Source organism: Flavobacteriales bacterium TMED191, assembly GCA_002171975.2.
In the GTDB taxonomy this organism is placed as follows: domain Bacteria; phylum Bacteroidota; class Bacteroidia; order Flavobacteriales; family TMED113.
This window is the reverse complement of the sequence record NHIO02000024.1, coordinates 1-22,232: the sequence shown is the minus strand read 5'-3', so window position 1 is coordinate 22,232 and position 22,232 is coordinate 1. Positions and strand designations below refer to the sequence as shown.

The following is a 22,232-nucleotide window of genomic DNA, read 5'->3' as shown; positions in this document are numbered from 1 at the left end:
ACTAATTTTAAATATATATATAATTATAACTAATCATGAAACACCTTCAAGTTATTACAGGTTGTATGTTCGCTGGTAAAACAACAGAACTGTTAAGAAGATTAAATTCTTTAAATGTAAAATACCTATTAATAAAACCTATGATGGATAATCGGATTGAAGGTAATCAAGTATCTACTCACAGCGGTATAGCCGAACAAGCAATTCGAGTTAACAATTTATCGGATATTTTTGAAAAATTAACTAATATTGAAGTTGTAGGGATAGACGAAGCTCAATTTTTCAGTAAATCTATTATTAAAGATTTAGAGTATTTGAATAGTAAAAATATAAATGTTATAATCGCAGGGCTTGATAAGGACTATTTAAACAAACCTTTTGGATGTATGGAAGAGATTATTGCCCTATCTGACTCTGTGATTAGGTTGAAAGCAGTATGTAATTATTGCTCCAAAGAAGCAACTTATTCCCACAGGTCTAATATGGTTTCTCAGGATCAATTTTTAGTGGGAAATAAAAATTATTACGAAGCACTTTGTGAAACATGTTTCCAAAAAATAAATTTTCCCAATGGACAGTAAATTTTACGGAACGAGGCTATATATTAACTATTCAAAATTAGCATATAATGTTAACTTTTTAAAACACCATGTTAATGGTGCTAATATTATTGCCATGGTGAAAGCAAATGCATATGGACATGGCGATATATTTATTACTAAAAAATTACAAAGCTTAGGTATATGTCGTTTCGGTGTAGCAGATTTTGATGAAGGAATAAGATTAAGGAATCAGGGTGTAAATTGTTCGATTATGGTTATGAATCCCAGTTCTTCTAATTTACGACTAATTCTTGAAAATGATTTAGAGCCAGTTATACACAATGCGTCAACATTAACAATGTTAATTCAACTTATCCAAAAGGAAAAATTAAATCAAATTCTTTCTAGAGATACTATTTCTATACACATCAAATTAAATACTGGTATGAATAGATGGGGGTTTGATGTTTCTGCTGTCTCTAAAATAATTCAGCTATTAGAAAAAATAAAGAGTGTTAAAATCAAATCAATTTATTCTCATTTATCTTCATCTAAAAACGTTAAAGACGATGCTTTTACAATGCATCAAATCAATCAATTTTTAAACGTTGAAAATTCATTAAAAACTAAAATTAATTATAATATCAATTATCATATTTTTAATTCTGCAGCTCTTTTAAGAAAATTTAAATTTGACCAATCTCATTTATTAAGAACAGGCATTTTACTTTATGGTGCTACAAATAATAAAAATTTACGTTGTATTGCCGAATTAAGATGTGCTATTTCTGATATTAGAACAGTTAACGCAGGAGCAACTGTTGGTTATCAAAGAAGCCATAAGGTGGTAAAAAAAATAAAAATAGGTATTTTGCCCTTTGGGTATGCAGACGGACTTCAACGGCAGTGGGGTAAAGGTCAATTAAAATTTTTTTATAATGATAAGTTCTTGCCTACTGTTGGAGAGATTTCAATGGATAGTTGTATAATTGATTTATCTGAAGCGGGTGATATTTCAGTTGGTGATGATGTTATATATTTTGGAGAAAAAAGACCTATTTGGGATTTAGCAAGAGAATTAAATACGATTCCTTATGAAATTATATCAACTTTGTCTCGACGCATTAAGCGAGTTTATAATTAGTACAATTATTATAAATTAAAAATGAAAATAAGCAAAAAAATGTTAGTGTATTATGGTTTAAAAAATAATTGTCTGTGCACATTATTAAGATAAAAAATAGCGGAAAAATAAATTTCAGAAATGATTGATTTTTAGACTTGAAGTATTGAGTAATATGATGCCAAAATATCATTATTGCTAGAAATAAACCTATAACACCTAATTCAATTATAATAAACATCCAATTATTGTGCGGATGTTTAATAGTTTTATCATCAAAATTTAATTGGTAGATTTGCTTAAATTGGTTTGACCCAAAACCTAAAAGTGGCTTTTTTTTAGCCAACAATATTGAGTTCTTTATGTAGATATATCTTTGTCCTATGCTTGTTTGATATTGAGGTTGTTTACTATTTATATATTCCATCCACTCACTGTTGTGTTTAATCTGATTGATATAAAATTCTTTTGGTAAGCCCTCCTGCTTGCTTAGATATATAGCATCTGATTCAATTTTTTGTTCTAACGATGGGGGGGAGTAAATACTTTCAATATTATTAAAGGTATCAATAATACGATTTTTAAATGGACTAAAAACATAAAATGATAATAATAGAACAATGAGTGTTATGAATAATAAAATGAAATTAAATTTGGATTTTGATAGTAATAAAATTGAAATTGGAAAGAAAATCAACAATGACACAATCCCTATTCGTCCGTAAGAATTAAGTAGTGCAATTATAAAAATAATCATTATAATAAGATAATACTTGTTTTTATTTCTTTGTATTAATGATAGAATTAGTATTATTCCGAAACATAAAAATATTGAGTAATCAAAATGATCTATAAAACTATGTGCAAATAGATTATCATCATAATGTCCTTTTTTAAAAAAGCTATTTTTTGGATATATAAATGTAAATAATGATAATAGAATGTTAAAAAATAGTCCAATTAGAAATCCATATTTAGCTTTTGTAATATAACTTTCATCAAACTTTAGAGTATGCAAAATGGGTAGTAATAAGATTAATGCTTGTTTTTGTGTAGTTATATTCCAAATGGAGCTTTCTGACCATATGTAACTTGTTAAAAAGTACAAAAAAAACAAAATAGTAGACCATAAAATTGGAGTTTTAGTAAACTTTAGAAGTTTTGCTTTTAGGTCTCCACTTGATATCCATGCGATGCATAAAAGTATAATAATTACATCCGATATGTAAATAGATACTGATACAAATACAGATAATAATAATAGCAAATAATTATTAATATTTATTTTTTTAAAATAAATGTTCAAAATTTAAAATTTTGTTATTCTGGTGACAGTATTTTTAAGTATTCTTCTTTATTATTTAAAACCCTAATTGCTTCAATAATATAAGGGTCATAGTTTAGCTCATTTTGAATTCTTCCGACATCATAAAATTTTCTAGTAAGAATATTCCCTATAATACGTTCTTCAATTAGTTTCTTATGACGAATTAAATCTTGTTTTTTATCTAATTGTATTTCTGTATTTAGTGACTCAATTTCACTATACATTTTATCTAATTTTAAGCTATCGTTTTCTAGTTCTTGTGTAGATTTTTCAATGATTTCAATTAAATCATCCCTATAGTCGTAGAATACAAAATCATTTCTTTTTAAATAATCTGTAAAGTTTTCATAGTTGATTCCAACATTAATACAGTCATCAATACTGCGACATTGTTCGAAGTCATGAATAATTTCGTTTCCATATTTAAAAACATGATTATTTCTTACTAACGAAATTAATATATTAGGGTATTTTATTGGCTCAATTTTTATATCAGGGTCAATACCCCCTCCGTCATATACTAACCTTTTGTTTCTTGTGTAGAATGTGTCTCTTGTTTTTGTAAGAGAATCTTTTTGTTCATCTAGATAATCATTATATTCTTGGGTTTGATTTAAATCTTGAATACATCTTCCAGAGGGGGTGTAATATTTTGCGACAGTTACTTTTAATCTGGCATTATAATTTAATTTTCGACTTTGTTGTACAAGTCCTTTCCCAAAAGTTTTGTTCCCTATAATTATGCCTCGGTCTAAATCTTGTATTGCTCCAGCTACAATTTCAGATGCTGAAGCGGAAGCACCATTAACTAATATAATTATTGGTATTTCAGGGTATTTAGGCTCTTTTTTGGTAATATATTTTTTTTTCCACTCAATATTTTTTCCATTGGTTGTGACCACAACTTCATTTTTTGGGATAAATAAGTTTGCTAAATTAATGGATTCATTCAATAGCCCTCCTGGATTTGCTCTAAGGTCGAGAATCACACCCTCTAATGGTGTTTGTATTTCTAGATCTTTTAGAGAGTTTTCTACTTCTTGAGTGCAATTTTTTGTAAATCGTCTTAATTTCACATATCCAATATCCCCATCTAAGACACTAGAGTATTTTACACTTGGAACATGAATTTTTTCTCTTGTAATTTCAAATGTCATCAATTTGTCACCTCTATTAACTTCAACATTTACTATTGTTCCTGGACTGCCTTTTAGTAATTCACTGACGTCCTCTGTATTTGCGTTAATAATTTTCGTATCATTTATTTTAATTATACCATCACCCATTTTTAGCCCTGCTTTGTCTGCAGGAAAGTCTTTATAGGGTTCATAAATCACAACGGTTTCATCAATTTTTCTAATTGTAGCACCTATTCCCCCATAATCACCAGTTGTTTGAAATCTAAAGTCTTCAATTTCTGATTCCGGAATATATTTGGTGTATGGGTCAAGTCTCTTTAACATGGTGTCAATTGTACTATGCATTAATTCACCTGGGTCTACAGGATCAACATAATACGTGTTTATTTCACGATATATGTTATTGAAAATTTCTAGGTTTTTAGTTATTTCAAAATAACTTGAAACGAAGCCTGTCATTAATAGGAAGGTTATAATACTCAACATATAATACTTAATAGTTTTCATAGCTCTAAATTTTATGGTACAGGGTCATGACCTGATCCTCCCCAAGGGTTACATTTAATAATTCGTTTAACAGATAAAAAAAGAGCATAAAATGTAGTATGTTTTTGAAAACACTTTAAGCAATACGATGAGCAACTTGGATAATATCTACAGTTTTGACCAACCATTGGTGAAATCAGTAATTTATATACTTTAATTAAATAAATAAAAAGATAATTAATAATTTTCATTTAATTCTGTGATTATTTTTTTGAATAAAGTTAATAATTCTTCTTGTAATTGATTAAACTCTATTATATGAGTTTTATTATATATTATAATTATATTAATTGGCCTGATAGTTTTAGTTGTTAAATTTTGCTTATTTAGTAAGTAAATTTCTTTTATGCATCGTTTTATGTAATTTCTATCAACAGCTTTTTTGATTTTTTTTTTAGGAACAGAAATAACTAGACGAAGTGGCACATCATTTAGGTTTTTGTTAAAATCCCATAATAGATAAAGTGATGAAAAATTAACTTTTTTTCCAGTTTTGTACAATGTATCTATTTCCTTTTTAGACAGGCAAATTTTTTTTTTCAAATTTATAAGTGTGTTTATACAATTAATTCAATTTTGTACTATCTAAATAATGGTCTAATGCCATACTCATGGATGGGAATTCCTTGCTAGGTGCAGTCACATCAACTTTAAGTCCTTTTTCTTTGGCTTTTTGAAGAGTTGACTCTCCGAATACAGCAAGTTTTATTTTATTTTGATTAAAATCTGGAAAATTTTCAAAAAGAGAATCAATATCACGTGGTGTGTAAAAAACTAATAAATTAAAAGATGCTATTTTTAATTTAGACAAATTCGTAGCTACAATTCTAAAAAAAGGACCATGTGTGAAGTTGATATTTTTACTATTTAATTGATTAATATATGAATCTTTTATTATGTCTGATGCAACAAATAAGAAGTTTTCATCCTCATGTTTCTCCATCATTTCTACAAGCTCGGAGAAATTATTGTTTGCAGAATATATTTTTCTTTTTCTATATGCAATGTATTTTTGGAGATAGTAAGCCACTGCTTCCGAAATACAAAAGTATTTAAGAGAATTTGGAACTATTATTCTCATTTCATCACATAGTCTAAAATAATGATTAACAGCATTTCTACTAGTCAAAATTAATGCACCGTATTTTTGTATATGAATTTTTTTTAGCCTAATATTTTTAACAGTTTCGCCTTCAACAGCCACAAAAGGATTAAATGTAATTTTTAAGTTGCGTTTTTTGGCTAAATCATGAAAGGGGGAGTTCAAATTTGCCGGGTTTGGTTGTGCTATTAATAATCGTATTTGTTTTTTCAAAACGTAATGGATGTATATTATTTTATCAAATTACTTGCAATAATTTAAATAAAATTAAATACGGCAAGATTTCAAGAATGTAAAGGTACAAAATATTATAAAAAATTAGTCGAACCTTAAAAAGATTTAGTCTTTTTAGTTGAATAATTTTCATAATTAAATAACATAAAGCAAATAAACAATAACAATAAATAGAGGAGATGTTAAATAAATGTCCGTTAAAACTATATGATGTTATAATAATAATGGGAAAAAAAACTACACTAAGCAAAAAAAGATTGTTGAAATATCCATGAAAGTATTTATTAGCCTCATGCTCGAGATCAAATATTTTACTAATCCCCCAAAGAATTAAAAATCTAACAACCCACCATATGGCTATTAAGCTTATAATTTTAGAGAATAAAAAGATGGACATTGTTTCCGAAATTTGAAAAACATAAAAGGAAATTAAAACGGATTGAATTATTAGAATATTTATGCCAGTTAAAAAGTTTAAATTGTTTGACTCAAACCTTGGGTATTTCAAGTAGTATTTTTGATTAAACGGAGATTGGATTAGTAGTAGTAAGCGTTTGTTATCAATCCATGTAACCATACTTATAAAAACAAAAAACAGTAATAATAATAATGTATATAAATCACTTAAATAAAAACTCATAAATATTTAATGTTTTACAATAATTCTATAAAGCTAAATTATTATTTTTGTTTTTAAAATCAATATTATATTATATGGCTAAGTCAGACAATTTTCAATCACCCGATTATTATATTTTGGATAATCTCCTATCAGAAGAACATAAATTAATAAGAAAAACTATAAGAGACTTTGTTAAAAAAGAAGTGTCTCCAATTATTGAAAAAGTTTGTCAAACGTGTGAATTTCCAAAGCACTTACTTCCTAAACTTGGAGAGTTGGGCTGTTTTGGCCCCTTTATCCCTTCTCAATTTGGCGGTGCAGAGTTAGATCAAATTTCTTATGGATTAATTATGCAGGAATTAGAACGTGGAGACTCTGGTATTCGTTCAACAGCATCTGTTCAATCATCTTTAGTAATGTATCCTATTTTTGCATATGGTACAGAAGAACAAAAGACTAAATATTTAAAAAAATTAGCAACGGGGGAATTGATGGGTTGTTTTGGCTTAACTGAACCAAATCACGGCTCTAACCCTGCTGGTATGGAAACCTCTTTCGAGGACAAAGGCGACTTTTTCTTACTTAATGGATCTAAGCTTTGGATTTCAAACTCTCCATTCTCTGACATTGCAGTTGTTTGGGCAAAAAATGATAATAACAGAATTCAAGGCCTAATTGTTGAGACTGATTTAGAAGGTGTATCAACACCAGAAACACACAATAAATGGTCTCTTAGAGGGTCTGTCACTGGCGAATTAATTTTTGACAACGTCCGAGTGTCTAAAAATAATTTATTAACCAGGAAGGATGGATTAGGTGCTCCTTTGGGATGCCTAGATAGTGCGCGCTATGGAATTGCTTGGGGCGCGATTGGAGCTGCGATGGATTGTTATAATACTGCTTTAAATTATTCTTTGCAGAGAAATCAATTTGGCAAACCAATTGGTTCTTTCCAATTACAGCAGAAGAAATTAGCAGAAATGATTACAGAAATAACAAAAGCGCAGTTGTTAGCATGGAGATTAGGTACTTTAAAGAATGAAGGAAAGGCTACGACTGCCCAAATTTCTATGGCAAAAAGAAACAATGTCGAAATGGCTATTAAAATTGCTCGCGAGGCAAGGCAAATTTTAGGTGGGATGGGTATTACGGGTGAATATCCAATAATGAGACATATGATGAATTTAGAGTCGGTGATTACATATGAGGGTACACATGACATTCACTTACTTATTACAGGCCATGACATAACAGGTATTAGTGCGTTTAAATAATTAGTTTGGGCTAGGCTTCACAACTCACACATTCTTTATTTTGCTTAAATTTTTGTGCAGCATTCATGCTGTGCTGATAGTATAATGATTTTAAGCCGAGCTCCCAGGCAGTGATATATAATTTATTAATTTCTTTTGCAGACATATCAGGGTGTATCATTAAATTGACTGATTGCCCTTGATCAATATAATTTTGTCTATTTGCAGCTTGATAAATAATATCCATTTGATTAATTTCAGAGTATGTTTTGAAGATATCTTTTTCTTTATCAGATAAAAATTCTAAATGTTGAACGGAGCCATCACGGTCTCTTATGCTCTTCCATACTTCGGTAGTATTTTTAGACTTTTCTTCTAATAATTTTTCTAAGTAGGAATTTTTTATGGTTGTTTTAGTTTTTGCAATATCCTTTACATAAATATTTGACCATATTGGCTCAATTCCTTGCGAAACTTGTCCTAGAATAAATGCGGATGATGTTGTAGGAGCAATAGCGTTCAAGGTTGTGTTTCTTCTGCCGTATCCTTTTAATACTTTTGGTTCACCAAACTTTTCTGCTAGTTCTTTTGACGCTTTATATGAATTTGTTTTGATGCATTTAAAAATTTTATTATTTAAATCAAAAGCATCTTGACTATTAAATGGTAGCATTTTTGACTGAAGTAAAGAATGCCAACCTAAAACCCCAAGTCCCAGGGCACGATTCTCCTTTGCAAAATTATACGCTCTTTCCATAAATAGGAATGTTTGTTGATCATCTCTATTAGAAGAACTTTTAAAGTATTCTAGTTTTTCTAAAAACTCTGTAATAACCGCATCAAGAAAGTAGACCATTGTTTCTACGGCATCAGTGTTTTTCCATTTGTCAAAGTGTAAAACATTTAGCGAAGAAAGAACACAAACAAAAGACCATTGGTCGTTTGAGGGTAGCATAATCTCTGTACATAAATTACTCGCGTTAATCTTATGACCTTTATCTTTATAAACTTCAGGTGTGCCCTTGTTGGCATTGCCGTTAAAGAATATATATGGATATCCAATTTCGCCTCTTCTTTGAAGCACTTTGGCCCAGATGTTTCGTTTATCTAAATCACCATCTATCATTTCTTGCATCCATTTGTCGCTAACGGTTACTCCATGCGTTAATTCTTGGATGGGATTCCCCTCAGTTCCAATATCAAGAAATTCAGAAATATCACTGTGTTCAATTGGAAGGTATGGAGAGAATCTACCTCTTCTTACAGAGCCTTGACTCACAACGTCGACCATTGTTTCAAACAATTGCATAATATGTACTGAACCCGAGGCTTCTCCATTATTCTTTACAGAGGCTCCCCGGTGCCGAATATGGCCAAAGTAACCAGAGGTCCCTCCTCCAAGCTTTGACATCATGCCAACCTCAGACTGAGTGTATAATATATTACCCATATCATCAGCAACGTTAGACCCAAAACAACTAACTGGAAGTCCTCTTTCTTTACCAAAATTTGACCAAACTGGAGATGCTAATGAGTAAAACCCTTCTGACATATAGTGGTAGAATTTGTCACTAAAACCCTTTATTTTTAAAATTTCTTCCGCTCTATCAGCAATCTCTCTGATTCGCTCTTCAGCAGTATGGTTTCCAGAAATATAACCTGCTGCTAGGAAGTCTCGACTATTTTTAGTCAGCCATTCAAAGCCTTTATTATTTTCATTGGTTAATTGTGTTTTTCTAGCCTTTAATAGAGCATCTTGTTCAGTTGCTATATTTTTATTTTGAGTCGTTTTTTTTATCGGTGCTTGTTTCATATTAAAAGATATCGTCTCCAGTTATACTTTGTGTTCGTTTACTATAATTTATTGATCGTTTTACAAAAAAGTCTCCGTGTTTTGTGCCTATAATTTCATCATTGAACCACTCTGTTTGGTTAACTAATTCATTATTAGTTTGAAATATTTTTTCAACTCCAATACTTTCTAGCGATCTATTAAAACGATCTTTAATAAATTCTGTGACTTGATTTTTTGGAAGAAAATCAAGTTCGCCTTTTTCAAAGATCCAGTCAATAATAGATTGTTCTGCTTCAAATGCTTTTTGACATAAATTTTGAATTTTTGTATTGTATTCATTCCCAAACCAATTAGGGTTTTCTTTTTTAATAATTTTAATTAAATCAATTCCAAAGTCTCCATGTATTTGTTCTTCTTTAGATGTAGCTTCAACAACATTTGAGATACCTTTTAGCATGTTTTTGTGTTTATTGAAGGCCATAATTATTAAAAATTGAGAAAATAGAGAAACGTGTTCAATAAATAATGAAAAAAGCAAAACGGATTCTGCATATTCTTGCTTGTCTTCACTTTGTGCGTTTATTAGTGAGGTTTCTAGATACTTCACTCTTTTCATTATTGCTGGCTTCTTTTTCAGTGATTGAAATTCTTTGTTTAGGCCCAAAATTTCTAATAAATGAGAATAAGCATCAGCATGTCTCACCTCACTTTCTGCAAAAGTTGCGCCAACTGATCCAACTTCGGGCTTTGGAATTTTATGATAAATATCACCCCAGAAGCTTTTGACAGCAACTTCTATTTGCGATATCGCAAGCATTGTGTTTTTAATCGCATGGCGTTCGGTTTCGGATAGTCTAGTTTTAAAATCTTGTATATCACTTGTAAAGTTGAATTCTGAGTGGATCCAATAAGAGTGTCGAATTGCTGGAACATATTCGTAGAGCTCCGGGTATTCGTATGGTTTTAGCGTAATTCGCTTTTCAAAGATGTTTCTTTTTCTTTTCTGTGCCTGTTGGCTTCTATACAATATATATGCTTTAGCAACATCCAAAAATTCGCTTTGCATTAGTTTTTTCTCGACTAAATCTTGAACTTCTTCAACATTAGGCACATAGTTGGGACTGCTCTTTTTTCGCTGAATTAATGTGTTGTAAATCTCCAATGATATCTTTTCAGATGCTTTAACATCACCTTTATTGACAGACATCATGGCTTTTAGTACTGCATCAGTGATTTTTTCTAATTTAAAGGTTTTTTTTGTAAAGTCTCTTTTAAAAATATTTTCAATTCTCATAGTAATATATCTTAGGCAGTTAAGCCAAATTTACAATTTAACAAGCCTACTTTTTAGGTGACTGTTGATGTGTTTTCAAAAGTGAGTTGTTAATAATTTTTATTTATTTTTCTACAAAAAAAAGTTTAAAAAAAAGTCAAAAAATCACCTTAATGCTGATCAAACTAGCATATCAAATAAGTGTTTTTAAACGAAGTTTGTAGGGGTATAGGTTGCACATGCAATATGTACGCACCATTAGGGCAAATAACTAACTTTTAATTAAATTAAACAACAAAGAATTAGAAATTCATGAATTTAGTTTTTAACAATGATTGTTATTAACTTTTTATAATAGATTTGTACATAAAATTTTAATGTTAATATCAAATCTTTTTAATAATATTGGTTACTTTAAGTATTTTAAAATTATTATAAAATTCTATCAAAATGGATTTGAAGAAAATTATTAGTCATTGTAAGGAGTACGGATTTGTATTTCCCTCAAGTGAAATCTACGATGGATTATCAGCAGTCTATGATTATGGTCCGTTTGGGGTAGAATTGAAAAACAAAATTAAGTCTCATTGGTGGAGGTCAATGGTCCAAGAAAATGAAAATATAGTTGGCCTCGACACATCAATTTTTATGCATCCAGATATATGGAAGGCATCAGGACATACAGATGCTTTTAATGACCCTTTGGTTGACAATAAGGATTCAAAAAAAAGATACAGAGCCGACATCTTAATTGAGGATAAGCTCGAAAAGTACCAACAAAAAATTGACAAAGAAATCAACAAGGCGCAAAAAAGATTTGGAGAAAAATTCGACAAAAAAACATTTATAAATACAAATCCAAGAGTTCTTAAGTATACAAAAATAAAACAAACGATTACCAATAGATTGTCTTCTGCCCTAGAAAAAAATGACCTGAACGAGTTAAACAGTATTATTAGTGATTTAGAGATTAAATGTGCAGTGTCCGGTACATCAAATTGGACTAATGTGCGACAGTTTAATCTAATGTTCAGCACTAAGATGGGTGCAGTCAGTGAAGATTCAAGTAAATTATATTTAAGACCAGAAACTGCTCAGGGGATTTTTGTCAATTTTTTAAATGTACAAAAGGTTTCTAGAAAAAAAACTCCATTTGGTATTGCTCAAATAGGGAAAGCTTTTAGGAATGAGATTGTTGCACGACAATTTATTTTCCGAATGAGAGAGTTTGAACAAATGGAAATGCAATTTTTTGTTAGGCCAGGGGAGGAAATCAAGTGGTATGATTACTGGAGGGAAAAAAGATTGGAATGGCATAAAAATTTAAATTTAAATTTCAGTAATTATAGATTTCATAATCATGAAAGTTTAGCTCATTATGCAAATGCGGCATGTGATATTCAATTCGAATTTCCAATTGGTTTTAAAGAGCTTGAAGGAATTCACTCAAGAACAGATTATGATCTTTCTCAGCATCAAAAATTTAGTAAAAAGAAATTAGCGTATTTTGACTCTGAGATAAATGAAAGTTATATTCCTTTCGTTGTTGAAACTTCAGTAGGTTTAGACAGGTTGTTTTTGTCAATTATTTGTGGTTCTTATGTAGAGGAAAGCGTCCGTTCAGATAAGAGAGTTTTGTTGAAGTTACCACCCTATTTATCTCCAGTAAGTTTAGCGGTATTGCCATTGGTTAAAAAGGACAGCTTAAAAAATAAAGCTCGACAAATATTTGATGAGTTGAAATCCCAGTTTTCTTGTCAATATGAAGAAAAGGATTCAATAGGTAAAAGATATCGAAGACAGGATGCCATTGGCACTCCATTTTGTGTTACAATTGATCATGAGTCACTTTCCGATAATAATGTAACATTAAGAGAAAGGGACACCATGTCTCAGCAAAGAATACCAATTGACAATTTGTCTAAAATAATCAAATCGAAGCTTGATATTTAGTTTCTACTGCATGCCAGTTAACAATATTCCAGAATGCTTTAATATAGTCAGGTCTTCTATTTTGATAATTTAGATAATATGCATGTTCCCATACATCAATTCCCAGTATAGGGATCCCCTTACATCCATTAGACATTATTGGGTTGTCTTGATTAGGTGTTGAGCAAATATTAAGCTCTCCTTTATTAGAGCATAGCCAGGCCCACCCAGATCCGAAACGAGTTGCTGCAGCTTTTTCAAATTCTTCTTTCATTTCATCAAAACTGCCAAATTTTTCATTTATAATGTTGGTGAATTCTGCAGATGCTTTTATAGGGCTTGGACTTAAAATTTCCCAAAATAAGCAGTGGTTATAATATCCCCCTCCATTATTACGGATGTTTGTAGGCAAGTTGGGGGTTGTTAAAATTTCCTCAATAGTTTTGTCTGCAAATTCAGTTTCGACAATTGCTTTATTTAAATTATTTGTGTAGCCTGCGTGATGTTTTGAATGGTGAATTTCCATAGTACGTGCATCGAAATGAGGCTCTAGGTCGTTATAATTATAATTTAATTTAGGTAGTTGAAAAGCCATATAGTTTTTTTTATGTTTTTAGCAAAGATAATGATCTTACTATAATTTCATCACTTTCATTTAAAAACATTTGCATTTCTTCCCAACCCCAATATTGTCGAATTATTAACGCATTAAACCTATCAAGTATTTTATTTTTTCCTTTTTGTAAATCTTCATTTAATTCATCTGTTAAATATACTTCAGTTAATTCTTTTAACATCCACTTCTTGATTTTTTCAAACTCGATTTCCATTTCTTGTTTTGATAAATTAAAGTCTTTAAAATTAATTTCTTTCAATTCATTCCTTTTTGAATCTACATATTGGAATGCTAAATCATTGAAAAAACTGCTATTATATAGATATAATAAACTAGCGGGTAGTATTTCATTGCTTAGGCTGATGATTTCATCAGGAGTTATACCTCCACCTCCATATACAGTTTTGCCACTTTTGGTAAAAAATTGTTGTAATGTATCAATATCAGGATTTTGTTGTGAATTTGCTCCTCCGTAAATATCTTCATCATAAGAGTAAGGCTTTTGTATACATCTTCCTAGTGGGGTATAATATCTAGCTACAGTTAATCTAATTAGAGATCCATCAGGCAGCGGAATTTGTTCTTGAACCAATCCTTTCCCAAAGCTTTTTTGTCCGATTATTATCCCTCTCTCATGATCTTGAATTGCTCCAGCAATAATTTCACTTGCAGAAGCAGAACCTTCATCAATTAATATTGTCAATTCTCCCGTCTTATATAATCCCAAAAAGTTAGCACGATATTTTTCTATTTCTCTAGCATGTCCCTCAGTATATACGAGCAATTCTCCATTACTAAAAAATTCATTTAGTATTTTGATTGCCTGATCTAAATATCCACCACTGTTAGCTCTTAGGTCTAGGATTAAATGGTCAATATTATGTAGATTTATTAGTTGTTTTAATTTTGTTTTAAACTCTTGATGTGTAGTCTCAGCAAATCTATTTAATTTTATATATCCGGTTTTAGGAGCTATTTCATATGCTACGTCTAGACTATGTATGGGGATTTTCCCTCTTCTAATATTAAATGTATTATATTCTTGGATTATTTTTCTATAAACACCAACCTTTACATATGAACCTTTTGATCCTCTAAGTTTTTCAATAACATCTTGATTTTGAATACCAATTCCTGCAACATTTTTATTTTCAATCGAAATAATTCTATCCCCTGCTTTTATTCCAACTTTTTCCGAGGGCCCCTCAGGAATAACATTAATTACTACGATTGTGTCATTTTTAATTGAAAATTCAACTCCAATGCCCTCAAAGCTGCCTTGCATCATCTCCATTGATGATAATACTTGATCTTGCGTCATGTAAATAGAGTGGGGGTCTAGATTTTTTAAGGTTTGCTCAATAGAACTTTCAATCAATGAGGATATATCAATTGAGTCAACATAGTTTTTATGAACCTCATGTAAGATTTGATCAATCTTGCTATTATAATGATACTCTTCCTTGTTCCAATCACTTAATAAAATAATTATTAGACCAACAACAATAGCAATTAAAGTATATTTAGTGTCACTCTTATTATTCATTTATTAATTTAGTTATTTCTACACCAGCTTTTTTTAAAAATTTAATACCACTGGTATCTTTGTATTCTTTATGATATATGACACGCTTGATGCCAGATTGATGAATTAATTTACTGCACTCTTTACAGGGGGATAGGGTTAAGTATAGATCTGCTCCTTTGCACGATTGTCCATGCTTAGCACATTTTAGTATTGCATTTGCTTCAGCGTGAAGTACATACCATTTTGTTTCACCCTCTGTGGTTTCACAAGAATTTTCAAAACCAGATGGTGTCCCATTATAGCCATCAGAAATAATCATATTATCTTTTACTATTAATGCACCTACTTGCTTGCGTTGGCAATATGATAATTTTGACCATTCTATAGCCATTCTCATGTATGCCAAATCATATTTATGTTGTTTTTTATTCATATTATTAATTGTACCCAGAGTGGGAATCGAACCCACACTCTGTTGCCAGAACTGGATTTTGAATCCAGCGCGTCTACCAATTCCGCCATCTGGGCAAAAGGCTATATTACAAACAAAACTAGTCTAATTAGTTTATATAAATCGGATTAAATACAATTAATTTATTTAAATTTGCTGACCCTAATAATAGGAAAATGATCTTCATGGAATCGAATGTTAAAATTTTTTCTGGCAGACACTCTGTATCATTAGCAAAAAAGATCGCAAAATCTTTTGGAGTTAACTTGGGTAGTATTGTCTTTAATAACTTCAGCGATGGCGAATTTCAACCCTCTTTTGAGGAGACAGTAAGAGGTCAAAAGGTATTCATTATTCAGTCTACACCACCACCTTTTGATAACTTACTAGAGCTTTTATTAATGATTGATGCTGCTAAAAGAGCCTCTGCAAAAGAAATAATTGCAGTTGTTCCTTATTTTGGAATGGCTAGACAAGATAGAAAGGATAAACCAAGAGTTCCTATAGGCGCAAAGTTAGCTGCTAACTTAATAAGCTCAGCAGGTGCAACACGTATTATGACTATAGATTTACACGCTGATCAAATTCAAGGGTTTTTTGAAGTGCCAGTTGATCATTTATTTGCATCGACAGTATTTATGAAATATATTCAATCCCTTCATCTGCCAAATTTAACAATTGCATCACCTGATGTAGGCGGTACAAAGCGTGCAAATGCGTATGCTAAATTTCTAAATGCAGAGATGGTTATTTGTTATAAAAAACGCTTAGTTGCAAATAAGGTAGCAGAAATGAAAATTATAGGGGATGTAAAAGAAAAAGACATAATATTAGTTGATGACATGATTGACACAGGAGGGACTTTAGCAAAGGCAGCAAAAATCATGAAGGATTCAGGTGCAAATAGCGTACGTGCAATATGTACCCATCCAGTTTTATCAGGTAATGCATACGATAATATTAATCATTCATTGATAGAGGAACTTATTGTGAGTGATACTCTTCCCATAAAAGAAGAGAGTTCAAAAATAAAAGTACTAACTATATCAAATTTGTTTGCGGATGTTATTGATAATATCCATAATAACAAATCAATAAGTTCAAAGTTTTTAATTTAAAAAATATTTTTTATGAAATCGGTATCTATAAACGGAATAGCGAGAGTAAACTTGGGAAAGTCTTTCGCTAAACAATTAAGAAAAGAAGATAATGTGCCATGTGTTATTTATGGTGGGGCAATGGAGCCTGTACACTTTTATACACATGTTAATGATTTAAGAAAGATTATCTATACACCAAATGTATATTTAATTGATATAGTAATTGGTGAGGATAAAATGTGCGCAGTTATGGGTGACATTCAGTTTCACCCTGTTACTGATAAAGTTTTACATATAGACTTTTTAAGAGTTGTGGACGACAAAAAAGTACGTATCAATATCCCAGTGAATATTTTAGGTAACGCCATTGGAGTTAGAAATGGAGGGAGGTTAGCACACAATATGCGAAGAATGTTAGTTGAAGCTTTTGCAGAACATTTACCCGAAGCTATTGAAGTTGATATTTCACCTCTTAAAATTGGGGATTCAATTAGAGTGTTAGATATGAAATTTGAAAATGTAAATTTTTTAAACAACTCTAATGATGTAATTGTAGCCGTAAAAACTGCGAGAGCTGCTATTCAAGAAGAAGAGGAAGTTGAAGAAGATTCTGAAGAAGCTTCTAAAGAAGAGGGTTCAGATGAAAATTCTACTAATAAAGATGCTGAATAATTGCACACCTTAATAGTTTCAAATGAATAAGTTTCTTATTGTTGGTTTAGGAAATCCTGGTGAAAAGTATCAAGGAACTAGACATAATATTGGCTTTAATGTAATAAACGATATAGCTGCCAAACATGATTTGAAATTTAGTATAGTAAGATTTGGATTAATTTGTTCTTTTAACCTTAAGGGCAGAAAAGTATATTTGTTAAAGCCTTCAACGTATATGAATTTAAGTGGCAAATCTATTAAATACCATTTGCAAACTAATAAAATTAGTATTGATAATCTTTTTGTTGTCTCTGACGAAATTCATTTACCATTTGGCACTATTAAATGTAGAAGAAAAGGCTCTGATGGAGGACATAACGGCCATAAAAATATAATTGAACATCTACAAGACTCGAACTATTCTAGATTAAAATTTGGTATAGGCAATGAGTTTAAAAAAGGTGATCAATCTAATTATGTTTTAAATTCTTGGTCTGATAGTGAGAATTTGACTTTAAATGATTTAATTATTAAGTCTTCAAATATAATTCTTGAATTTTGCCTTTCGGGCATTGAAGTTACTATGAAAAACAATAATTAGTAAATTTTAGCGTTATGTTATTGCATATCGAATTATACGGGGGTATAGTTTCTGATACTATTGAGGGGGCTCTAGAGCCCCTTCGTCTATTTATAAATTATCGCATGTTTATTTTTTAAAAATTTTCAATAAGCGGTTTATCATTTTTTTCTCAAATTGCCAAAAAAAACTAAATTGTCCCAATAGTGCTGCAACAAGAATAAGTACTATTTGATATATTGGAAATATAATGATTAATCGGGTAATGAAGTATAATGATTTGTGATTTATACAAGAATCAATTTTAAGTACATCAAGAATTGGTTTTGAAATATATAATGCTAGAGAGCCTGTGATTGCAAAAACAATTAATATTATAACAAATTGAGTATTTGATTGAATTTTCCATTTACTTTTTAATTTTTTTACCAAATTAAGAGTTGTATTAATTTGCTTCATGATGCTACTCTTCATAACAGGATATTAATGTTTTTTTCTAAATAGAATACTTAAAGTTTTAACTTTGCATTATCGACAAAAGTAGTTAAAAATATACATTCGAATTAATAATTTTAAACTTGACGATCATACAGTTCATTTATTTTTTCATAAGACATTGCGAAATTAAGAATTCATAATTGTATATCATACAAAGATGTTCTCAAAAAAATGACCATTAAAAAATAAAAAAGCCGTTTTTGCATAGCTTTTAATAAAAAAGGTTATACTTTTGTCAAAACTTAAAAAATTATATTATGTTACTTACAATTCAAGAAATGATGCCCAATGATTACGTTGGCTTCACATTTTTTATAGGATACATGGCAATGGCCGCTGCTACAGTTTTCTTCTTATTTGAAAGAAATAGTGTTAGTAAAAAGTGGAAAATGTCTCTACTTGTATCTGCATTAATAACAGGTATTGCCGCTGTACACTATGGCTACATGCGTGATTACTGGCTTGCTTTTGAAACATCACCAACATTCTTCAGATATGTTGATTGGATTTTAACTGTACCATTAATGTGTGTTGAATTCTACTTATTAACGAAAATCGCTGGAGCAACTAAAAGTCTGCTTTGGAGGTTAATCATCGCATCAACTTGGATGTTAGTTGCGGGTTACATTGGAGAGGCTATGAGTGATGGATCAACTGGACATTCTGTTATGTGGGGTGTTATTTCAACATTAGGTTACTTATATATCCTATATCATGCTTGGCTTGGTGAAATTGCTCAACTAGCAGCAAACAGCAAGTCTGAAACTGTTAAGAAAGGTGTAAGAACACTAGCATGGTTTGTTCTAGTTGGATGGGCTATCTACCCAATTGGATACATGTGTATGGATGGTGGATGGTTAAACACTGCCCTTGGTTGGAGTTCTACAAATGTTGACCTTTGGTATAACATTGCAGATGCTATTAATAAGATTGGCTTTGGTTTAGTTGTTTATAACATAGCAATTACTGAATCAAAAAAAGAAAATTCATAATAAATTTTTAATTTATTATTCAATAAGGGGGTGAGAAAAAAAAACTTTTCTCGCCCTTTTTTTTAATTATGAACATATACTCTTTCCTTTATTTATCTTCAATATATCTTTTTTTTAACCTATTTAATGGTATTGAAAATATTGATTATAACTATCAGCTAATTTTTTCAGCTAGTTTGATCTTTACTGTCGGAATAGCGCACGGTTCAATAGATAATTATTTGCTTCAAAAGAAATATAAATTTTCAAACTTTAAATTTTACACTTTATATTTAACACCCGTCATACTGCACATTTTAATGTGGTTTGTTGTTCCTACAATATCATTTTGTTTATTTTTGATTTTTTCAGCATATCATTTTGGGGAGTCTCATTTTTCAGATTACAACATTAAATCAAATTTTAAATTTGTGTTGTATTTTAGTTGGGGCTGTATGCTTCTTTCATCTTTAATACTATTTAATAATGATGAATTAATAAGCCTGTCAATTAATTATAATAATTCACTTTTTTTGTTTATATATAGTTCTAATATAATACCTCTTGTATGTTACATTTCTATTGCTATGACTTTAATGCTAATAATTTATTTATTAATAAATAGAATTATAACAATTCACGATTTTATATCTGAAGTTTTTCATTTCGGTTTAATTATATTAACATTTTTCCTTTTCCCAATTTTAATATCTTTCACTTTATATTTTATTTTTATTCATTCATTCAGGTCACTAAATCATGAGTTTGTATTTTTGAAATCAAAAAAAATCATATTTTCTTTAAAGGACTTTATTTTAATTCTACTGCCACATACTATAATTGCTCAAATTTTCTCTTTATTTTTTTTAATGCTAATAAGTTTTAATATTATTACAATTAGTATCCCAATTGCATTACTCATGATAATTTCAGTCATAACTATTCCTCACGTTGTTGTAATGTCTGCTTTCTATAGTAATTAAGTTCTCATAACTACCATAATAGTAAGATTGTAAAATAATTTATAATTTAGGTTAATGAAAATAGTCAAAAGAAAATCAAATAGAATTCCTATTATTATTCTTAACGGATTTTTAGGCTCTGGTAAAACTACACTTTTTAGAAATCTTCTAGGTCAGGCAAGCGAAAAAAACGTAAAAGTTTGTGCAATTGTAAATGATATGAGTGAACTAGATGTTGATGGACAGTTAATAGGCAATACTACACTCATTGAGGATGATAATAGTAAAATGCACTCTATTAATTCTTGTGTTTTAAGTAGTACAATAGGCTTGCAAAAATTAGATTCAGCTATACAAAAGTTACTTGATTCTCAGAACCCAGAGTGTATTATAATAGAAACTTCTGGTAGTTGCCACCCTATGCCTCTTGTTAAATATTTTAGGGAACATGAACATGTGGAACTTACTGCTTTGCTAGTTCTTGTTGATTGCCTAATGATGGCACATGATTATAATTATGGAGAAACTCTTATCCCAATTTTCAAAAATAATCTAGCCCTTAAAACAAGAGACACTCATAATTTATTAGTTGAACAAATTCTTTTTTGTAGTCACTTGATATTGACTAAGCCTGATAGAATTGAACAAGGTAGGGTAAACCAAATTACTAATCATGTTAAAAGTATTAATCCATTTTCATCAGTTAATCCAGTAGTTTATGGACGAATAACTATTGAATCTTTGCTTGCCGTTGAAGAATATAATTATTTTAATGTCGAGAAGTTGATAAAGGAACTAGAGCCTTTAGTTCAAGATTCGAATTCACCCTTTGAGATATGTACAATGGTACTTAGGGATGATCGGCCATTTCACCCCAAAAGACTATGGGATGTCTGTCATAATTATCTTGATACCAAAATATATCGTAGTAAAGGCTTCTTTTGGCTTGCCTCCAGAAATAAATACGCTTTATTATGGAATCAATCTGGTGGGGATATTAATTTAGAAATTGTTGGTACTTGGCGTAAAGCTATTTTGGAAGATGATAATCACGGTCTTATAGACGAAGAAATTAGTTTTTTAAAAAAGAAAATATCTGATGAAAATAGTCTTTTTGGTGATAGGCATTGTAATCTCACAGTTATTGGTAATAAGTCTATAATTGATAAATTTGCGGAGAAATTAAAAGCCTGCTTTTTGACTGAAGACGAGATAAAAATGTGGAATGATGGTTTCAATTTTGTTGATCCATGGCCACAAACAATTGTAAGGATAAAAAATTAACCAGTTTGTTTAACAGTTTATAAAGCGGGAATTCAAAAAAATAATTAGTTTTATAGTATGAAATTATTTTTAACAAATCAAAACAAATCAGAAAGAATAGTTCGATTTATTATTTCACTATTTTTATTGCCAACTCCTTTTGTACTTGAGTGTACAACCTACTCTATGATTCTTGGAATACTGGGTGTGATTCTATTATTTAACTCAATAGTCGGAACGTGTTATATATATAGAGTATTAGGTGTTAATACATGTAAACTTAATAAGTAAATTATTGGTGCTTATAAGTTCGTGAAGTTTTTTGTAGTATAAAGTATCTATATATAATATCATTGATTTTACCATTTATTTTTTTACCAATTCTTGGTTTTGATAATTCAAAATATACAAGACAAACCTCATCTACAAAACATTAAGTCAATTTCATTCAACCGTACCGGAGTTAGAAGTTAATAAAGTTTGGTCTATTGATAGTTCCAATCAAATTGATTTCGACAAACTAATTTTATCATTCACATTAACAGTTAATGTTGGAGGTTTAATAAATAAACATAACTATAAACTCAGACAACAACAGTTGTTTTCTTTAATCAAAAACTACAAAGACAATCAACACCTTTCATACAAACGAATTAGTGAATTACTATTCAAAGATGGATATAGAAGTATTAGAAAAAATAAAGTTCTGAAACCTAATTAT

Annotated in this window: 23 protein-coding genes and 1 tRNA gene; 11 read left to right on the top strand and 13 right to left on the bottom strand. The window is 30.1% G+C overall.

All coding sequences use genetic code 11. The features are described 5' to 3' along the window. Positions 1 to 35 precede the first annotated feature (35 nt). Both CBD51_002260 and alr read left to right on the top strand, forming a co-directional pair. Positions 36 to 581, top strand: coding sequence for a thymidine kinase (locus CBD51_002260; GenBank protein ID RPG59838.1), 546 nt, complete (start codon positions 36 to 38; stop codon positions 579 to 581). Further along, positions 571 to 1,686, top strand: coding sequence for an alanine racemase (alr, locus tag CBD51_002255; protein ID RPG59837.1), 1,116 nt, complete (start codon positions 571 to 573; stop codon positions 1,684 to 1,686). The genes CBD51_002260 and alr overlap by 11 nt, the downstream gene beginning before the upstream one ends. Here alr and CBD51_002250 read toward each other — a convergent pair. Genes CBD51_002250 through CBD51_002225 form a run of 6 tightly spaced genes read right to left on the bottom strand, consistent with a single transcriptional unit; the run spans position 1,667 to position 6,653 of the window. Further along, entirely contained in the window at positions 1,667 to 2,971 is a 1,305-nt protein-coding gene (locus CBD51_002250; GenBank protein ID RPG59836.1) for an O-antigen ligase domain-containing protein, read from the bottom strand. The genes alr and CBD51_002250 overlap by 20 nt on opposite strands. A gap of 14 nt (positions 2,972 to 2,985) precedes the next feature. Then, positions 2,986 to 4,638, bottom strand: coding sequence for a S41 family peptidase (locus tag CBD51_002245; protein RPG59835.1), 1,653 nt, complete (start codon positions 4,636 to 4,638; stop codon positions 2,986 to 2,988). Positions 4,639 to 4,649: 11 nt separating this feature from the next. Then, entirely contained in the window at positions 4,650 to 4,868 is a 219-nt protein-coding gene (gene yidD, locus CBD51_002240; GenBank protein ID RPG59834.1) for a membrane protein insertion efficiency factor YidD, read from the bottom strand. Further along, the gene (rnpA, locus tag CBD51_002235; GenBank protein RPG59833.1) at positions 4,855 to 5,247 is read right to left on the bottom strand and encodes a ribonuclease P protein component; all 393 of its coding nucleotides are present in this window, start codon (positions 5,245 to 5,247) and stop codon (positions 4,855 to 4,857) included. The genes yidD and rnpA overlap by 14 nt, the downstream gene beginning before the upstream one ends. Next, on the bottom strand, positions 5,243 to 5,980 hold the full coding sequence (locus CBD51_002230; GenBank protein RPG59892.1) for a uroporphyrinogen-III synthase: 738 nt from the start codon (positions 5,978 to 5,980) through the stop codon (positions 5,243 to 5,245). The genes rnpA and CBD51_002230 overlap by 5 nt, the downstream gene beginning before the upstream one ends. Before the next feature lie 37 nt (positions 5,981 to 6,017). Next, positions 6,018 to 6,653, bottom strand: coding sequence for a DUF4271 domain-containing protein (locus CBD51_002225; protein RPG59832.1), 636 nt, complete (start codon positions 6,651 to 6,653; stop codon positions 6,018 to 6,020). Between the two features lie 74 nt (positions 6,654 to 6,727). Here CBD51_002225 and CBD51_002220 point away from each other — a divergent pair, with 74 nt between their 5' ends. After that, positions 6,728 to 7,909, top strand: coding sequence for an acyl-CoA dehydrogenase (locus CBD51_002220; GenBank protein ID RPG59831.1), 1,182 nt, complete (start codon positions 6,728 to 6,730; stop codon positions 7,907 to 7,909). A 10-nt stretch (positions 7,910 to 7,919) separates the two neighbouring features. Here CBD51_002220 and CBD51_002215 read toward each other — a convergent pair whose 3' ends face one another. Together CBD51_002215 and CBD51_002210 are read right to left on the bottom strand one after the other, a co-directional pair. Next, entirely contained in the window at positions 7,920 to 9,701 is a 1,782-nt protein-coding gene (locus CBD51_002215) for a ribonucleoside-diphosphate reductase subunit alpha (protein ID RPG59830.1), read from the bottom strand. 1 nt (position 9,702) lies between these two features. After that, positions 9,703 to 10,977 carry a ribonucleotide reductase gene (locus CBD51_002210; GenBank protein ID RPG59829.1) on the bottom strand — a complete coding sequence of 425 codons (1,275 nt, stop codon included), beginning with the start codon at positions 10,975 to 10,977 and terminating at the stop codon, positions 9,703 to 9,705. A 429-nt stretch (positions 10,978 to 11,406) separates the two neighbouring features. Between CBD51_002210 and CBD51_002205 the strand changes: the two genes are divergently transcribed. Further along, on the top strand, positions 11,407 to 12,909 hold the full coding sequence (locus tag CBD51_002205; protein RPG59828.1) for a glycine--tRNA ligase: 1,503 nt from the start codon (positions 11,407 to 11,409) through the stop codon (positions 12,907 to 12,909). On the opposite strand, the gene CBD51_002200 is transcribed toward CBD51_002205, so the two are convergent. From CBD51_002200 to CBD51_002185, 4 genes are all read right to left on the bottom strand, one after another. Then, complete coding sequence (locus CBD51_002200; GenBank protein ID RPG59827.1) at positions 12,887 to 13,483, bottom strand: superoxide dismutase; 597 nt, start codon at positions 13,481 to 13,483, stop codon at positions 12,887 to 12,889. The genes CBD51_002205 and CBD51_002200 overlap by 23 nt on opposite strands. Before the next feature lie 10 nt (positions 13,484 to 13,493). After that, a complete protein-coding gene (locus CBD51_002195; GenBank protein ID RPG59826.1) occupies positions 13,494 to 15,050 on the bottom strand; it encodes a S41 family peptidase in 1,557 nt (518 codons plus the stop codon). Continuing rightward, the gene (locus CBD51_002190) at positions 15,043 to 15,465 is read right to left on the bottom strand and encodes a dCMP deaminase family protein (protein ID RPG59825.1); all 423 of its coding nucleotides are present in this window, start codon (positions 15,463 to 15,465) and stop codon (positions 15,043 to 15,045) included. Before CBD51_002190 ends, CBD51_002195 begins: the two co-directional genes overlap by 8 nt. Positions 15,466 to 15,473: 8 nt before the next feature. Continuing rightward, positions 15,474 to 15,560 (bottom strand) — tRNA-Leu (locus CBD51_002185). A gap of 99 nt (positions 15,561 to 15,659) precedes the next feature. Here CBD51_002185 and CBD51_002180 point away from each other — a divergent pair. From CBD51_002180 to CBD51_002170, 3 genes are read left to right on the top strand one after another with little or no spacing between them, the layout of a single operon-like run. Further along, positions 15,660 to 16,601 (top strand): ribose-phosphate pyrophosphokinase, encoded by a 942-nt coding sequence (locus CBD51_002180; protein ID RPG59824.1) that lies wholly within the window; start codon positions 15,660 to 15,662, stop codon positions 16,599 to 16,601. Between the two features lie 12 nt (positions 16,602 to 16,613). Then, a complete protein-coding gene (locus CBD51_002175; GenBank protein RPG59823.1) occupies positions 16,614 to 17,255 on the top strand; it encodes a 50S ribosomal protein L25/general stress protein Ctc in 642 nt (213 codons plus the stop codon). A gap of 22 nt (positions 17,256 to 17,277) precedes the next feature. Continuing rightward, the gene (locus CBD51_002170) at positions 17,278 to 17,838 is read left to right on the top strand and encodes an aminoacyl-tRNA hydrolase (protein ID RPG59822.1); all 561 of its coding nucleotides are present in this window, start codon (positions 17,278 to 17,280) and stop codon (positions 17,836 to 17,838) included. A gap of 108 nt (positions 17,839 to 17,946) precedes the next feature. Here CBD51_002170 and CBD51_002165 read toward each other — a convergent pair whose 3' ends face one another. Continuing rightward, the gene (locus CBD51_002165; GenBank protein RPG59891.1) at positions 17,947 to 18,276 is read right to left on the bottom strand and encodes a diacylglyceryl transferase; all 330 of its coding nucleotides are present in this window, start codon (positions 18,274 to 18,276) and stop codon (positions 17,947 to 17,949) included. Between the two features lie 293 nt (positions 18,277 to 18,569). On the opposite strand from CBD51_002165, the gene CBD51_002160 reads away from it, so the two are divergent. The 4 genes from CBD51_002160 to CBD51_002145 all read left to right on the top strand — a co-directional run bounded on the left by CBD51_002160 (position 18,570) and on the right by CBD51_002145 (position 21,802). Further along, positions 18,570 to 19,307 carry a rhodopsin gene (locus CBD51_002160; GenBank protein ID RPG59821.1) on the top strand — a complete coding sequence of 246 codons (738 nt, stop codon included), beginning with the start codon at positions 18,570 to 18,572 and terminating at the stop codon, positions 19,305 to 19,307. Between the two features lie 68 nt (positions 19,308 to 19,375). Beyond that, positions 19,376 to 20,269 (top strand): hypothetical protein, encoded by an 894-nt coding sequence (locus tag CBD51_002155; protein ID RPG59820.1) that lies wholly within the window; start codon positions 19,376 to 19,378, stop codon positions 20,267 to 20,269. A 54-nt stretch (positions 20,270 to 20,323) separates the two neighbouring features. After that, on the top strand, positions 20,324 to 21,532 hold the full coding sequence (locus CBD51_002150) for a cobalamin biosynthesis protein CobW (protein ID RPG59819.1): 1,209 nt from the start codon (positions 20,324 to 20,326) through the stop codon (positions 21,530 to 21,532). A gap of 57 nt (positions 21,533 to 21,589) precedes the next feature. Beyond that, complete coding sequence (locus tag CBD51_002145) at positions 21,590 to 21,802, top strand: DUF2892 domain-containing protein (protein ID RPG59818.1); 213 nt, start codon at positions 21,590 to 21,592, stop codon at positions 21,800 to 21,802. Positions 21,803 to 22,232: the final 430 nt, after the last annotated feature.